Source organism: Streptomyces celluloflavus (assembly GCA_000720995.1).
In the GTDB taxonomy this organism is placed as follows: Bacteria; Actinomycetota; Actinomycetes; order Streptomycetales; family Streptomycetaceae; genus Streptomyces; species Streptomyces celluloflavus.
Genome location: JOEL01000036.1, coordinates 135,211 through 150,258, shown reverse-complemented (window position 1 = coordinate 150,258; position 15,048 = coordinate 135,211). Strand labels below are relative to the sequence as shown.

Sequence of the window (15,048 nt, the reverse complement as noted above, 5' to 3'; positions counted from 1 at the left end):
CTCAAACCTGATGGCTGGGCGATGGGAGCCGTGTGAGCCGAGAGGTTCCCGCACGGTTCTGAGAGCGGCGGCGGGTGAGATTCCCGCCGCCGACTCACCCCGACATCGATGCGTTCAGGGAGCGCATCGCAGCTATTGTCCGCGTATGACGACCACACGGACCGAAGCATCCTTCGCCGCCCTGCGTGCAGTTGCTGAAGCGCTGCGACTCCCTCTCGCGGGGCCGACCGATCCGGCTCGCTGAGAACGATATTTGGAAACTCCCGGGCGGCGTCGTTGCGCGGATCGCGCGAGCTGGCCAAGAGGTCGCTGCGGCGCGCGAGGTAGCTGTCGCCCGGTGGCTGGGCCTTGCCCTCCAAGACCGGCCCTCGACTCCCGGTGCCGACATGAACACGGCCCGTCTTTCGCAGGGGTTCGAAGTGGTCACTCACTCGACTGGCGGACCGGCGTCCGGGCACCGTCCTGGTCAGCTGACGAACTGGACCAATGCCACGTGGTGCCTGGTGTCGAAGTTGGCTCTACTACGAGATGGCAGGCGCCCGGGTCGCCGGAGGGGGGACGAGTCGACGCTGCCGGCCAACGGGTTGTGGGAGGGACCACCGGCGAGCCCAGCTCCGCAGACGTGACACGAAGGCGCGCAACTCAGCTGCCGCAGCCCGGAGCCGGTAGCTCCCAGCTGATCCCTGGCACACTGAGCCGGAGCTTCAGAATCTCTCCGACGGCGGTGTATCCGCTCAGGCGGATGATCCGGCTCACCCCGGGACGGTCGGTGTACCGATGCAACCGGTGAAGGCGCACGGGATTCGACTCCAGGAGGAGCCGATGACGCCACGGGTGCTACTCGCCATCAGCGCGGCCGTGCTCTGCACATCAGTAGCAACCACCGCTCAGGAGGCTCCGCACGCCGCGCCCCGCAGTGTCGACGCCGCCTACGGGCTCGCCGGCCCGGCGCCACAGCCTTGACATGCGGTGTTGCTGATGTCCCGGCGGGACCCGGACGTATCGGCGCGACTGCCATGAGGTGGTGAACATGGCGGTATGGATCTGCCCCGGTACGCCCGCGAGAAGGTCAGGGACGGGCTCATACCTCACTGCCGGTGAAGCTGTTCTTCAAGGCGCGGCCGGTCGCCTCCGCCTCCTGCCGCGAAGAGGACCGGACCACGACGAGCACGTCGTCGCCGTTCGCGGAGATCTTCTCCACGCGGAACGCCGAATCGCGGGGGTAGAGGATCTCGGCCTGCCCGGAGGGCGGCGTCCCGAAGGCCCGTTTGAGTTTGGCGCCCATTCCCTCGCCGGGGGCGTCCAGGTTGTGCATCGCCTCCTCCGTCGCGTTGGTGTAAGGGGATCCGCCCGCGATGTTCGCCCCACCGGACCCGATGATGGTGAACTTCACGTACCGGGTTCCCGGCTTCGCGTTATTGACCCCTTCCACCAGCAGGCGGCGGTTCTCGGAGGCGGAGACGAAGGCCGGGTCGGTGATGTAGTCGCCCACGGTGATGGTCGTGCCGTACGGGACTTCGGGGTCGCCTCTTTCGGGCTTGTAGGTCGTAAGGCGGTAGGTGATCCGATTCTTTTCCGTGAGGGCTCTGTCCTCATCGTTGTAGTGGGTGAACACTGAGTCGACCTTGTCCACCTGGGCCTTCGCACCCGGCGTATTCGCCCCGCTTCGCGCGTGTGTGTTGATCGCCGCGGAGTCCTGGGTGTAGCTCGCGATCGCTTCCTTGAGAGAAGTGCGTTGCGGCCCGTCGAACTTGCCGAGGATCTCGGCGTATTCGCGTTCCGTCGAAGCCGTGATCTCTCGCGCGCGCTCCTTCGTCTGGCCCTTCGCCATCTTCGCGGCGAGCGCGTCGAAGTCGGCGGCGGTGGGCTCGACGCCTGCCTCCAGGTTGTCGAGGATCCTGCGCTCGGTGGAACGGGGACCGGTCGCCTTCGCGCGGGCGATGACGGTAGAGGCAGCGGCGTTGCCGGCCGCCCGCTGCAAGGACGCGACCATCCCCGGGGACAGGCCCGCCGCCCCGCCCACGGCCATGCAGCCCGCGGGCACCGAGCCCCGCACCGCCGTTCGCTGCCGTGCCTCTTCCTCCGCCGGAATGGCCCTCTCCGGCTGTTTCCTCTGCGCGCGCATGAGTCCCTTCTCCTGTCGTACGACGCCCAGCCTCAGGAGTACGGCATCGGAGGACGCGGGAGAAGGGCCGGAAGGACAGGAGGAGGGGCAGTCTTCGCGGTACTTCCAGCCGGACGAGGCGGGCGCCGCGGCTCGTGACGAGGCCGGCAACTACGTGGACGCGGGGGCCTGTGGCATGACATGGGCACGGTTACGGCAGTACGTCCAAACCCGCATGGAACTCACCTCCGGGCCGGCCGAGGGGCCCTACGGTCCGCGGCACGCCGGGATCTCGTTCCGGCTGTACTCCGGCGTGGACCCGGCGGAATGCGCCCGGCGGGTCGGCCAGAGCGTCGAGGTTCTCTTCCGCCACGGCGCCAAGTTCCTGGACGGCGTGCGAGAACAGGCCAATCGCCTCATCGAGCAGTCCACGCAGGAGCCGGAGTGGGACCGCGTCAGCCGGGGGGCACGCCCGCCGGGTGAGTCGGGGTCTTGGTCCGTGCCGTGTCTGGTCGGGAAGTACTGGTCAGGAGCGGGATCGAAGTGGGAGGAACTGGGGGGCACAACGCAAACCGGGCCTTGCTTCGAGTAGGCCGAGCGAAAGGCGCCTGGCGGGCAAAAACCCAGGTCAGGCGCCTTTTCTCATGCCTCTAGAAGAACCCCAGCTTCTTCGGTGAGTACGACACCAGAAGGTTCTTCGTCTGCTGGTAGTGGTCCAGCATCATCTTGTGGTTCTCCCGGCCGATGCCGGACTGCTTGTAGCCGCCGAACGCGGCGTGGGCGGGATAGGCGTGGTAGCAGTTCGTCCACACCCGGCCGGCCTGGATGGCGCGGCCTGCGCGGTAGGCGGTGGAGCCGTCCCGGGTCCAGACGCCCGCGCCGAGGCCGTACAGCGTGTCGTTGGCGATCCGGATCGCGTCGTCGAAGCCGGTGAACGGCGCCACCGCCACCACCGGGCCGAAGATCTCTTCCTGGAAGACCCGCATGTCGTTGGTGCCCTCGAAGATCGTCGGGCGGACGTAGTAGCCGCCCTCCAGCTCCCCGCCCAGCTCGGCGCGGCCCCCGCCGGTGAGGATGCGGGCGCCCTCCTTCTGGCCGATGTCCAGATAGGAGAGGATCTTCTCCAGCTGGTCGTTGGACGCCTGCGCGCCGATCATGGTGTCGGTGTCCAGCGGATGCCCCTGGACGATCTTCTCGGTGCGGGCCACCCCGGCCGCCAGGAAGTCCTGGTAGTGCCCGCGCTGGATCAGCGCACGGGACGGGCAGGTGCACACCTCGCCCTGGTTGAGGGCGAACATGGTGAAGCCCTCCAGCGCCTTGTCCTGGAAGTCGTCCGCCGCGGAGGAGACATCGTCGAAGAAGATGTTGGGGCTCTTGCCGCCCAGTTCGAGCGTCACCGGCCGCAGATGCTCCGAGGCGTACTGCATGATCAGGCGCCCGGTCGTGGTCTCACCGGTGAACGCGACCTTGGCCACCCGCGGACTGGAGGCCAGCGGCTTGCCGGCCTCGGCGCCGAACCCGTTGACGATGTTGACGACACCGGGCGGCAGCAGATCGGCGATCAGACTCATCAGGAAGTGCACCGAGGCGGGGGTCTGTTCGGCCGGTTTGAGGACCACCGCGTTGCCGGCGGCCAGCGCCGGGGCGAGCTTCCACGTCGCCATCAGGATGGGGAAGTTCCAGGGGATGATCTGCGCGACGACCCCGAGCGGTTCGTGGAAGTGGTACGCGACGGTGTCCTGGTCGATCTCCGAGAGGGTCCCCTCCTGCGCGCGTACGGCGCCCGCGAAGTAGCGGAAGTGGTCGATGGCGAGCGGGATGTCGGCCGCCAGCGTCTCCCGTACGGGCTTGCCGTTCTCCCAGCTCTCGGCGACCGCGAGCGCTTCGAGGTGCTGCTCCATCCGGTCGGCGATCTTGTTGAGGATCACGGCGCGGTCGGCCGCGGAGGTGCGGGCCCAGGCGGGCGCGGCCGCGTGCGCCGCGTCCAGCGCGCGCTCCACGTCCTCGGCGGTGCCGCGCGCGATCTCGGTGAACGGCCGGCCGTTGACGGGGGTCGGGTTCTCGAAGTAGCGGCCGAGTGCGGGCGCCACGAACTCGCCGCCGATCCAGTGGTCGTAGCGGGGCTGATAGGACATCACAGCATCGGCGGAACCCGGGCTGGCGTAACGGGCCATGGGGGCGGCCTCCCAATCGCTCTCTTCGCGGTGCCCGGCGCTCCCGTGCGGCGGGCGGTGCGCGCAGTGTAGGGCGGCGGAGGTTGCGTGAACGTTGCGCGGACACGCCCCGCGGACGGGGCGGGGCGAGGGCCCGTACGTGGCACATACGGCCGGCCGGCCGGTCGCGGGCCCGGGGCGGGGCGTATCGCCGCCGGGCGCCGGGCGCCGCACGCCCTACGCCGGATCGCTGTACGCCGGACGTGGCGTGTCGCGCGTTCGGTGCCGGACGCCGGGCCGTCAGGCGGGATGCCGGCGGCTTCGGTCCGGGGCGGTCCGGGCCGGTGCATACGATGGCAGGGCGGCCGCCAGGGCTTCGTGGATCTCCAGGTCGTGTTCGCCCCACGGCGTCCGGGACCACCGGAGCAGCTGGCCGGGGTCGCGGGCGCTCAGGAGCGCGCGCCGCAGCCGGTCCTCCAGCGCGGCGCGCAGCCGCCGTACGCCCGGCGCCTCCGACAGCGGCAGCAGCGGCCCCCGGTAGCCGTCCAGCGCGGCCGTCAAGTCCCCGGCCGCCAACTCCGCCTCGACCGCGTCGAGATCGGTCGTCACCGGGCGGGTGAGGCGGTACGGGCGCGAGGCGAGCAGCGGACCGGCCAGCTGCCGCAGCCGGGACATCTCGGCCCGCAGCGTCACCGGCCGCATCTCGCGCTCGCCGTACAGCAGCACCGCGAGCTGATCTCCCGTCAGTCCTTCGGGGTGGTGGGCCAGCAGCGTCATGATCTCGCTGTGCCGGCGGCCGAGCCGCAGCGGACCGCCGTCCACGACGAGCAGCGCCTCGTCCCGGCCCAGCGCCGTCAGACAGGTCCCGGACTCCCGGACCGAAGAGGCGAGATGGGCCTCCGCCGCCCGCGCGGTGGCCTGCACCAGGGCCAGGCTGTGCGGGCTCGCCAGATGGTCGCCGCCGGAGATGTCCACCGCCCCGAGCAGCCGCCCGGTGCGCGGATCGTGCAGCGGAGCCGCCGCGCACGTCCAGGGCTGCACCTGCCGGTTGTAGTGCTCGGCCGTGAAGATCTGGACGGCGTGGCCGGCGGCGAGCGCGGTGCCCGGCGCGTTGGTGCCGGCGTGCTGCTCGTCCCAGCGGGCGCCGGCGACGAAGTGCATCCGTTCCGCGCGGCGCCGCACCCCGGGGTGCCCCTCGACCCACAGCAGACGCCCCTGCGGATCGCAGACCGCCAGCAGATGCGCCGCGTCATGGGCGATGGCGCCGAGCAGTTCACGGAAGACGGGCATCGCGCGGGCGAGCGGATGCCCGTCCCGGTAGGCGCGCAGCGCGGGCCCGTCCAGCTCGATCGGCGCGGCACCGTCCGAGGCGGCGCGCGCTGCGGCGGACCGCCGCCAGGAGTCGGCGACCACCCGGCGGACCGGTGGCGCCACCGGCCCGCCGGCCAGGAACGCCGCATGCGCCCGTCGCACCGTGCGGGTGCGTTCCACCGGGTCGGCACCCGCCTCCATCGCCAGCCAGGGGTTGACCACGTATCACCTCTCCACCGCCGCTGCCGCCCCGTACGCCGATGGTGCTCGTACGCGGCGAGGCGGTAAACCCCGGCGGCACTGCTACGGATGTACGGACCCGGCCGGGCCGCGCCGGGCCGGCCCGCGCGGCAGGATCAGGGGGCCGCGCCCCGGTGGTCGCCGGCCCGCAGCCGCAGCCCGTTCGCGACGATCAGGTCCGCGGTGACCAGCGCCTGCTCGGCGTCCACCTGCGTCATGAAGACGAACGGCGGGACGACCGGCGGCACCGGGAGGGTGTCGGGGGTGAAGGTGAGACAGACCAGCCCCTCCAGGCAGCCGCTGAACCGGGTGAGATACAGGGTCACCTCGCCGCGGAGATCCAACGAGTCGGCGCTCAGGCCCAGTTCGGGACCGCCGTCGCGGGTGGTGAGCCGGTAGTCGGTGAGCGAGGCCGCCGTCATCCTCAGCACCATCGCTTTGAGCGGCCCGCCGGCCGTGGGCACTTCGGTGACTCCGGCGAGTGTGAAGCCCCGGGGTGCGAACATCGTGGTGGTCACGGTCGGCGGGGTCCGCGGGGCCGGGACCGCGGCCGCGCCGGCCCGCTGGGCCGGGCCGCCGACGGCCGCCAGCAGGGCGACCGGCAGCCCGACGGCCAGCACCTTGCGCGCCGTACCGCCGCGGGCCGGCGCCGGGTCCGGAACGTCCGCCGCGCCCCCGGCCCCGTCGGCTCCGCTGGGGTTCCCCGCGTCCTCCCGTACCACCGTCCATCCGAACCCCATCGCGCTGCCCGCTATGCCCAGCCCCATGCCCACCAGGAAGCCGCCGAGGTTCGTCGCGGCGAAGGAGAGTACCGACAGGATCAGCGCGTTGATGCTCACGTAGTGGTGCGCGGCTGGTGCGCACCACAGGAACAGGCCGGCCGCCATCAGCGCCAGGCCGATGCCCAGCGCGGCCAGCCCGCCGAGCCCCAGGCTCACCATCACGGTCAGCGGCGACAGCGGCACCAGCAGCAGTTCGGCGCCGCCCAGCAGGAGCAGCAGCCCGGCCCAGAACGGTCGGGTCCGCCGCCAGTGCCGCAGCGCCGCCCGCCGCCGGGGCCACGGCAGCCGGGCGTCGAGCCGGCCGCTGCACCGGGCGCGCCACGCACTCAGAAACACTGCGTACCGTCCAGGCTCACGCTCAGCCGCAGCCCCTTGAGCCGGAAGTTGCCACCGGTGGCCGACCAGGCGTGCGACCTGACGCCGGCGACCTCGATGTTCCCGGCCTGGAGCCCGAAGTCTCCCTTCGGGCCGCCGACTCCGGGTACGGCGTCCAGCGAGGCGGCGTCGCGGCCGATCTGGGCGGTGCCGAAGCGGGCGTCGCCCACCAGATCCGCACCGTCGATGACCAGGCTGTCGGCCCGCACCGGGCCGGCCGCGCCGCCCGCGGTCAGCTTGAACACGACGGGGCCCAGCGGCGTCTTCACCTCGGCCGACTGGCAGATGTCGGTGAGCGCGGCCCGGCCGATGCCGAGCAGCGCCACGGAATGGCCCGCACCGTCCGCGTCCCGGTCGGTGTGCACATACGAGGCCAGGCCCGAACTGGTCAGCTTGCCGGACGACACCTGGAAGGTGGTGCCGGACACGGCGAACGACGCGGCGAGTGCGCCCTCGGCCATCACCGCCGCCATCGCGGCCACGGCGAGCAGCGCGGGCACCGCCGCCACGGCGGTCTTCTTCCAGGAGGTCCGCCCCTCGGGCGATAGGCGAAACGGTGTGCTCACTGCGTCCTCCCCGGGGCAGCGATCGACCGGCTGCGGGCGCAGCCGTGGAGACGTGCGGGTGCGCGAGGGAAGTGCTTCACCGGGCCGCTGCCAGGAGCGGCGTCGCAGGTCATGGCGGTCTGCCATACTGCGGAAAACTAGTGACAGCGGGAGACTAGGGCCGAATTTGAATAAGAGTCAACAGCGCGGACAGGCCACCCGCCCGACCGCCCGCGATACCGAGCGCTCCCAGGTGCGCCGTGCCGAACTGATAGCCACCGGACGGAAACTGTTCGCCGACACCTCCTACGACGCGCTGTCCATGGACGACATCGCGCGCCAGGCCGGGGTCGCCAAGGGCCTGATCTACTACTACTTCACGAACAAGCGCGGCTATTACCTCGCGATCATCGAGGACGCGGTGGCCGAACTCGTCGCGCGCGCCGGCAGCACCCACGGCCTGCCGCCGGCCGAGCGCGTCCAGCACATCGTCGACGGTCATCTGCGCTACGCCCAGCACCATCAGGCGGCCTACCGGGCCATCGTCACCGGCGGCGTCGGCTTCGACGCCGAGGTCCTGGCGATCCGCGACACCGTCCGCACCCGGATGCTGTCCACCATCGCGTTCGGGGCCTGGGGCCGGGAGGACATCCCGCCGCTGGCCCGTACGGCGCTGACCGGCTGGCTCTCCAGTGTGGAGGGCGTCACCCTCGACTGGATCGCGGAACAGAAGGTGCCGCGCGAGACGGTGGCCGCACTGCTGGTACGCGGCCTGGGCGACACGCTCCGGGTCATCGAGGAGTACGAACCGAGCTGCCCGGCGCCGCCGCGCCCGCCCCGGTAGCGTCCGGTCCGGCCGCCGCGCGGGAAAGGGCGGGAGGCCACCGCCTCCCGCCCTCATCGCGCATGTGCCGCCGTGGCTACTTGATCGCCTTGATCAGTTCGCCGCCCGTGGTGTCACCGCTCAGCTCCCAGAAGAACGTGCCGCCCAGGCCCTGCGCGTCCTTGAAGGCCATCTTCGTGCCGATGGTCTCCGGAGTGTCGTAACTCCACCACTGGTCACCGCACTTGGCGTAGGCCGTGCCGCCGACCTTCCCGGTGGCCGGGCAGCGGTCCTTGATGACCTTGTAGTCGTCGATACCCGCCTCGTACGTGCCCGGGGCCGGGCCGGTCGCCGTACCGCCCGGTGCGTCCTGGGTGACGCCCTGCCAGCCGCGGCCGTAGAAGCCGATGCCCAGCAGCAGCTTGCCCGCCGGGACACCGAGGGTCTTGAGCTTCGTGATGGTGTCGGTGGAGTTGAACCCGGCCTTCGGGATGCCGTCGTACGCGCTCAGCGGGGAGTGCGGCGCCGTCGGTCCCTTGGCGTCCCAGCCACCGAAGTAGTCGTACGTCATCGCGTTGTACCAGTCGACGTACTGTGCCGCGCCCGCGTAGTCGGCGGCCTCCATCTTGCCGCCGTCCGAGGCGTCCGCGGTGATCGCCGCGGTCACCAGGTTGTTCTGCCCGAACTTGGCGCGCACCGCCTTCATGACGTTGGTGAAGGCGTCCTTGCCGCTGCTGTCACAGGTCAGACCACAGGCGTTGGGGTACTCCCAGTCGATGTCGATCCCGTCGAAGACATCCGACCACCGGGGGTCCTTGACCAGGTCGAGGCAGGACTGGGCGAACGCGTCCGGGTTCTTGGCGGCGTCGGTGAAGCCGCCCGACCAGGTCCAGCCGCCGAACGACCAGATCACCTTGAGGCCGGGGTGCAGCTTCTTGAGCTTGCGCAGCTGGTTGAAGTTGCCGCGCAGCGCGCCGTTGTCCCAGGTGTCGGCCTGGCCGTCGACGCTGGTGTCGGCGGTGTACGCCTTGTCGTAGTCGGCGTATGAGTCGCCGATGGCGCACCGGCCGCCCTGGACGTTGCCGAAGGCGTAGTTGATGTGCGTCAGCTTGTCCGCGGAACCCGAGGTCTCGATGTTCTTGACGTGGTAATTGCGCTGGTAGACGCCCCAGTTGGTGAAGTACCCGACGACCTTGCCGCCTGCGGCGGCCGGCTTCGCCGGGACTGCCGCGGGGGTGTGGGCCGTGGTGGTGGCGGTCGCACGCTCGGCGGTGGGGGCGCCGAGGGGGTGGGCGGAGGCCGACCCGGCGAGCAGGGTGCCGGCCAGTGCGGCCGTACACAGGGCGGTGGCGGCGGCGATCAGCCTGCGCGGCGATCGTCGATGGTGCGGTCTGAACATGTCGTCTCCTCGGAGGGGGGTCGAGGGATGGAGTCTGACCAGCGTCCCGATTTGGCATGAACGCGCTCAGCGTTGGGGGAGAAGGTAGAAGGACTAGACCAGTGAGGTCAATGGTTCGGACCAATTTCGTGGCCGTCGGGCAAGGGCCGGAACCGGACAGCCGGTGACGATCAACCAGTGACGTGGCGCCGCCGATCGGGCATACTCCTAGCGCCGCAGCCGCAGGTCACGGCCCCCTGTGACCCGGGGGGCGATCATCGGCTCGGCACCCGGAAATCGGCGTCGCGACCTCACCCCGCGCGCGCGTCGCCGTAAGCGCCCGACAGGGAGGAGAGCGCCGCCATGACCGAATACGGCCCCCGGCCGGTGGACCGCAGGTTGCCCACGGAGGAAGCCCGAGACCTGTTGACGCTCGTGCGCGAGCTCGCCGAGCGCGAGATCACGCCCACGGCCGCCGAAGAGGAGGACGCCGGACGTTTCCCGCGCGAGATCTTCACCCTGCTGTCGGAGTCCGGCCTGCTCTCGCTGCCGTACGCCGAGGAGTTCGGCGGCGGAAACCAGCCCTACGAGGTGTACCTCCAGGTCCTGGAAGAGCTCGCCGCCGCCCGGCTCACCGTCGGCCTCGGCGTCAGCGTGCACACCCTCGCCTGCCACGCGCTCGCCGGATACGGCAGCGAGAAACAGCGCGCCGAACACCTTCCGGCCATGCTCGGCGGCGGACTCCTCGGTGCGTACTGCCTGTCCGAGCCGTCCGCCGGCTCCGACGCCGCCTCGCTGACGACGCGCGCCGTCCGCGACGGCGACACCTGGACGCTGGACGGCACCAAGGCGTGGATCACGCACGGCGGCGTGGCCGATTTCTATACCGTCCTGGCCCGCACCGGCGTCAGCGGTCCCCGCGGTATCACGGCCTTCCTGGTCCCCGGCGACGCCGAGGGCCTGAGCGCCGCACAGCCCGAGCGCAAGATGGGCATGAAGGGCTCCCCGACGGCCCAACTGCACTTCGACGGCGTCCGAGTGCCCGACTCCCGCCGCCTCGGCGACGAGGGCCAGGGCTTCGCCATCGCCCTCTCGGCCCTGGACTCCGGCCGGCTGGGCATCGCGGCCTGCGCCATCGGCGTCGCCCAGGCGGCGCTGGACGAGGCGCTCGGCTATGTCGCCTCGCGCCACCAATTCGGCCGCCCCATCGCCGACTTCCAGGGGCTGCGCTTCATGCTCGCCGACATGGCCACCCAGGTGGAGGCCGGCCGTGCGCTGTATCTTGCCGCCGCCCGGCTGCGCGACGCGGACCTGCCGTTCTCCAAGGAGGCGGCGATGGCCAAGCTGTTCTGCACGGACGCCGCGATGCGGGTGACCACGGACGCCGTCCAACTCCTGGGCGGCTACGGCTACACCGCCGACTTCCCGGCCGAGCGCTATATGCGCGAGGCCAAGGTCCTCCAGATCGTCGAGGGCACCAACCAGATCCAGCGGATGGTCATCGCCCGTCACCTGGCGGGGCCCGAGTCCCGCTGAACAATCCGGCGGGGAGGGGCGGTTCGGGGCGGGGGAGGGGCGCCTGAGAGGGTTCGCGGCGGGCCGTCGATGCGCGCCGCGGCCCGGATCGTCCGCCCGCCGCTCCGCCGCGTACCGAGGCGGAGAGCGCGGCCCGGACCGAGGGGTAGCCCCCGGCTGCCTCCTGGCGTACCGTCAGCTCTCCGCACCGGGGCGCGGGCCGGGCGCACCTGCGTACCACCGGTGCTCGCACGTGCCGGAGGAGTGGGCGCAGGAGAACGGCTGAGGCCGCTCGACGGGCGGTCGGGGTGTGGCGGTTCGGCCCGTTCCGTCCGTATCCGCGGTCAAGTCCCGCCTGGTAAGGCCGAGTTCCCCGCCGCGCCGGAATGAATGCCGGCCCGTGGGCGGCCGGGCGGCGGTCCGGTGTGCCTGCCGTGCCCGGAGTGCGGACGCGCCGGGGCGGGCCGCCCGTACCGGTGGCCGGTGCCGCTGAACCGTTCCTGCGCCGACGTGCGGAGGTGAGGTGCGCGGGCCGGTGGCGGTCGCCGCCCCCGACCACCGCTCGCTATCAGGCCGAACGGCGTATTTCCGGTACCCGGGCCGGCCGTGAGCCGGGCCCGCCGATGTGCGAGAACGGCTGCCGGCGCCAGTCCAGGCTCTCCGGGAGCGTCAGCAGCATGGCCGCGTCCTGTTCCTGAGCGTCCGTCGTGTCCTGGGACGACGGCGCCTCGGCCGCCGGGCGGCCCGACCCCCGGCACACCGTCAGACCGAACGGATTCCACGGCGAGGGGCACAGCGCATGCTCCGGAAGGGTGTCCTCGTCCGCCAGCAGCGCGATCGGCTGCCCGCAGTCCGGGCAGGTCACGCGGTACATCTCGAACGTTTCGAAAGGCTCGTACGCACCGTCGTCGTCGACGAGGCCGAAGAAGTCGTCTTCCTGAGCGTCGATCTTCGCCGCCGCGGATTCCTGCTGAGCGCGTCGCATGATGTCCATCCCCCTCGGGTGGGCCGGTCGGGCCGCCGACTTCTCTGCCGTGCGGCCCCGGCCACCAGCAGCAATTCCCCTCATGCCGCGCGCATAATCGCCACCCCCTACAGGACGCCGGGTCACGCATGTGGCATTAATCACACTGCGGGCGCAGGGGTCTCCACGACCCGGCGCGCGCTGCGCATACGCGCCCGCGCACAGTAGGTTGGGCGGGTGGAGGAGTTGGACCGACAAATCGTGGATCTGCTCGTCAAGGACGGGCGGATGAGCTACACCGACCTGGGCAAGGCCACCGGCCTGTCCACCTCGGCGGTGCACCAGCGCGTGCGCCGCCTGGAGCAGCGCGGTGTCATCAGGGGCTATGCCGCCATAGTCGACCCGGAAGCCGTGGGCCTGCCGCTCACCGCCTTCATCTCGGTCAAACCCTTCGACCCCAGCGCGCCGGACGATATCGCCGAGCGCCTCGCCGAGGTCCCCGAACTGGAGGCGTGTCACAGCGTCGCCGGCGACGAGAACTACATCCTCAAGGTCCGGGTCGCCACCCCGCTGGAGCTGGAGCATCTGCTCACCCGGATCCGCAGCCTCGCCGGGGTCTCCACCCGCACCACGGTCGTCCTCTCCACCCCGTACGAGGCCCGGCCGCCGCGCATCTGACCGGGGGCCGACCCCGCGCGCGGCCCGCCCGCGCACAGGGGCCAGACTGTCCGGTATGAGCGAGCGCATCCCCGATCCGGCCCGTCCCCGCACCGTCCTGCTGCGCGGCGGCGAGGTGCACAGCCCCGCGGACCCCTTCGCCACCGCCATGGTCGTGGAGGGCGACGCCATCGCCTGGGTCGGCGAAGAGGGCGCCGCCGATTCCTTCGCCGACGGGGTGGACGAGACGATCCACCTCGACGGCGCCCTCGTCACCCCGGCGTTCACGGACGCACATGTGCACACCACGGCGACCGGCCTCGCCCTCACCGGCCTGGACCTGTCCACCGCCACCACGCTCCCCGGCGTGCTGGCCCGGATCCGCGAGTACGCCGCCGCCCGCCCGGCGGACCGGATCCTGCTCGGCCACGGCTGGGACGCCAGCGCCTGGCCCGAGGGGCGCCCGCCCTCCCGCGCCGAACTGGACGCGGCCACCGGCGGCCGCCCCCTCTACCTCACCCGGGTCGATGTGCACTCCGCGGTCGTCACCACCGCCCTGCTCGACCAGGTCCCCGGCGTCCGCGAGCTGGCCGGATGGCACCCCGACGCACCGCTGACCGGTGCTGCCCACCACGCCGTGCGGCAGGCCGCGTACGCCACGGTGACCCCGGCCCAGCGCGCCGACGCCCAGGCCGCGACGCTCGCCCACGCCGCCTCCCTGGGCATCGGCAGCCTGCACGAGTGCGCGGGCCCGGACATCTCCAGCGAGGACGACTTCACCGCGCTGCTCGCCCTGGCCGCCGAGGGACGCGGCCCGCGCGTCGTCGGCTACTGGGCCGAAGCGATCACGTCCGCAAAGGGCGCCGACCGGATCCGCGCCCTCGGAGCCCGCGGCGCGGCCGGTGACCTCTTCGTCGACGGCTCGCTCGGCTCGCACACCGCCCACCTCCACGCCCCGTACGCGGACGCCTCCCACACGGGCACCGCCTACCTCGACACCGAGACCGTCGCCGCCCATGTCGCGGCCTGCACCGAGGCGGGTCTGCAAGCGGGCTTCCACGCCATCGGCGACGCCGCCCTGACCAGCGTCGTCGACGGCGTACGCGCCGCCGCCGAGCGGGTCGGCACGGACCGGATCCGCGCCGCCCGGCACCGCGTCGAACACGCCGAAATGCTCACCGAGAGCACCGTCGCCGCCTTCGCCGACCTCGCCCTGACCGCCTCCGTCCAGCCGGCCTTCGACGCGGCCTGGGGCGGCGCGAGCGGTATGTACGCGGCCCGTCTGGGTACCGACCGCGCCCGCACCCTCAACCCGTACGCCGCCCTGCTCAAGGCCGGTGTCCCGCTCGCCCTCGGCTCGGACAGCCCGGTCACCCCGCTCGACCCGTGGGGCACCCTGCGCGCCGCCGTCTTCCACCGCACCCGCGCCCACGGCATCTCCGCCCGCGCCGCGTTCACCGCCCACACCCGCGGCGGCTGGCGGGCCGTCGGACGCGACGACGCGGGCGTCCTGGTGCCCGGCGCCCCCGCCGACTACGCGGTCTGGCGCACCGGTGACCTGGTCGTCCAGGCCCCCGACGAGCGCGTCGAGCGCTGGTCCACCGACCCCCGCTCCGGCACCCCCGGCCTGCCCGATCTCACCCCCGGCAACGACCTTCCGGTGTGCCTGAGCACGGTGGTGGCCGGACGCACGGTCTTCGGACGGCCGAACGAGTGACTTCCCACGGGCACGTGCCGCCGCGGGGCGTGCGTGCAGGTACTTGCCCCACCTGGGAAGGCTCGCCGCTGACCTGGCACGACGCGAAAACGACGCAGGCGGAGCACCTGTTGACAGCAGGCGGTCGGCGGCCGGTAGGTTCTGCCGAGTCCACCACAGGACGCCCGATCGGGAGACCTCCGCGCAGCCGTCGAACGCAGCTGGGCCATGGGACGGCAGGCCACACCGGCACACCGTCACTGGGAGCCAGGTCCAGCAGCAGCGGCCCGGGGCGACGGAAGGTTTCAGCCGGTCGGCAGGTGTGACCCGGGTGGGGCCCGGATGCTCAGTAGACAACGGCTTTCGGTCGACCCGCAGCCAGCGGGCCCCAGGTCGGCCCGAAGGGCGCCGGGCCCCGATCCGCACCGCACCACGGCCCGCCCGGTGCGCCCGTGCCCCCGGTACCCCGGATCCGCCGTGGCGGCCCCCCGATGTACGGTCAGCT

At 72.0% G+C, this 15,048-nt stretch carries 11 protein-coding genes; 4 read left to right on the top strand and 7 right to left on the bottom strand.

All coding sequences use genetic code 11. From position 1 onward, the window contains the following. Positions 1 to 1,081: 1,081 nt before the first annotated feature. The 5 genes from IH09_RS26850 to IH09_RS26825 form a co-directional block, all read right to left on the bottom strand. Positions 1,082 to 2,125, bottom strand: coding sequence for a hypothetical protein (locus IH09_RS26850; protein WP_190233421.1), 1,044 nt, complete (start codon positions 2,123 to 2,125; stop codon positions 1,082 to 1,084). A gap of 629 nt (positions 2,126 to 2,754) precedes the next feature. Continuing rightward, the gene (gene exaC / locus IH09_RS26840) at positions 2,755 to 4,278 is read right to left on the bottom strand and encodes an acetaldehyde dehydrogenase ExaC (protein WP_052860052.1); all 1,524 of its coding nucleotides are present in this window, start codon (positions 4,276 to 4,278) and stop codon (positions 2,755 to 2,757) included. 279 nt (positions 4,279 to 4,557) lie between these two features. Further along, the gene (locus IH09_RS26835) at positions 4,558 to 5,790 is read right to left on the bottom strand and encodes a GAF domain-containing protein (protein ID WP_052860051.1); all 1,233 of its coding nucleotides are present in this window, start codon (positions 5,788 to 5,790) and stop codon (positions 4,558 to 4,560) included. A gap of 134 nt (positions 5,791 to 5,924) precedes the next feature. Next, entirely contained in the window at positions 5,925 to 6,926 is a 1,002-nt protein-coding gene (locus IH09_RS26830) for a DUF6114 domain-containing protein (protein ID WP_190233420.1), read from the bottom strand. Beyond that, a complete protein-coding gene (locus IH09_RS26825) occupies positions 6,917 to 7,531 on the bottom strand; it encodes a DUF6230 family protein (protein WP_052860050.1) in 615 nt (204 codons plus the stop codon). The genes IH09_RS26830 and IH09_RS26825 overlap by 10 nt, the downstream gene beginning before the upstream one ends. 166 nt (positions 7,532 to 7,697) lie before the next feature. On the opposite strand from IH09_RS26825, the gene IH09_RS26820 reads away from it, so the two are divergent. After that, positions 7,698 to 8,354, top strand: a complete 657-nt coding sequence (locus IH09_RS26820) for a TetR/AcrR family transcriptional regulator (protein WP_052860049.1) — start codon at positions 7,698 to 7,700, stop codon at positions 8,352 to 8,354. A 76-nt stretch (positions 8,355 to 8,430) separates the two neighbouring features. Here the strand turns inward: IH09_RS26820 and IH09_RS26815 are convergent, their stop codons facing one another. Further along, a complete protein-coding gene (locus tag IH09_RS26815) occupies positions 8,431 to 9,732 on the bottom strand; it encodes a glycoside hydrolase family 18 protein (RefSeq protein ID WP_052860048.1) in 1,302 nt (433 codons plus the stop codon). A 342-nt stretch (positions 9,733 to 10,074) separates the two neighbouring features. Here IH09_RS26815 and IH09_RS26810 point away from each other — a divergent pair, with 342 nt between their 5' ends. Then, a complete protein-coding gene (locus tag IH09_RS26810) occupies positions 10,075 to 11,247 on the top strand; it encodes an acyl-CoA dehydrogenase family protein (protein WP_052860047.1) in 1,173 nt (390 codons plus the stop codon). Positions 11,248 to 11,794: 547 nt separating this feature from the next. Here the strand turns inward: IH09_RS26810 and IH09_RS26805 are convergent. Beyond that, a complete protein-coding gene (locus tag IH09_RS26805) occupies positions 11,795 to 12,220 on the bottom strand; it encodes a hypothetical protein (protein ID WP_052860046.1) in 426 nt (141 codons plus the stop codon). 207 nt (positions 12,221 to 12,427) lie between these two features. On the opposite strand from IH09_RS26805, the gene IH09_RS26800 reads away from it, so the two are divergent. Together IH09_RS26800 and IH09_RS26795 are read left to right on the top strand one after the other, a co-directional pair. After that, complete coding sequence (locus IH09_RS26800) at positions 12,428 to 12,868, top strand: Lrp/AsnC family transcriptional regulator (protein ID WP_052860045.1); 441 nt, start codon at positions 12,428 to 12,430, stop codon at positions 12,866 to 12,868. 55 nt (positions 12,869 to 12,923) lie between these two features. Beyond that, positions 12,924 to 14,564, top strand: coding sequence for an amidohydrolase (locus tag IH09_RS26795; RefSeq protein ID WP_052860044.1), 1,641 nt, complete (start codon positions 12,924 to 12,926; stop codon positions 14,562 to 14,564). The last annotated feature ends 484 nt before the right edge of the window (positions 14,565 to 15,048 follow it).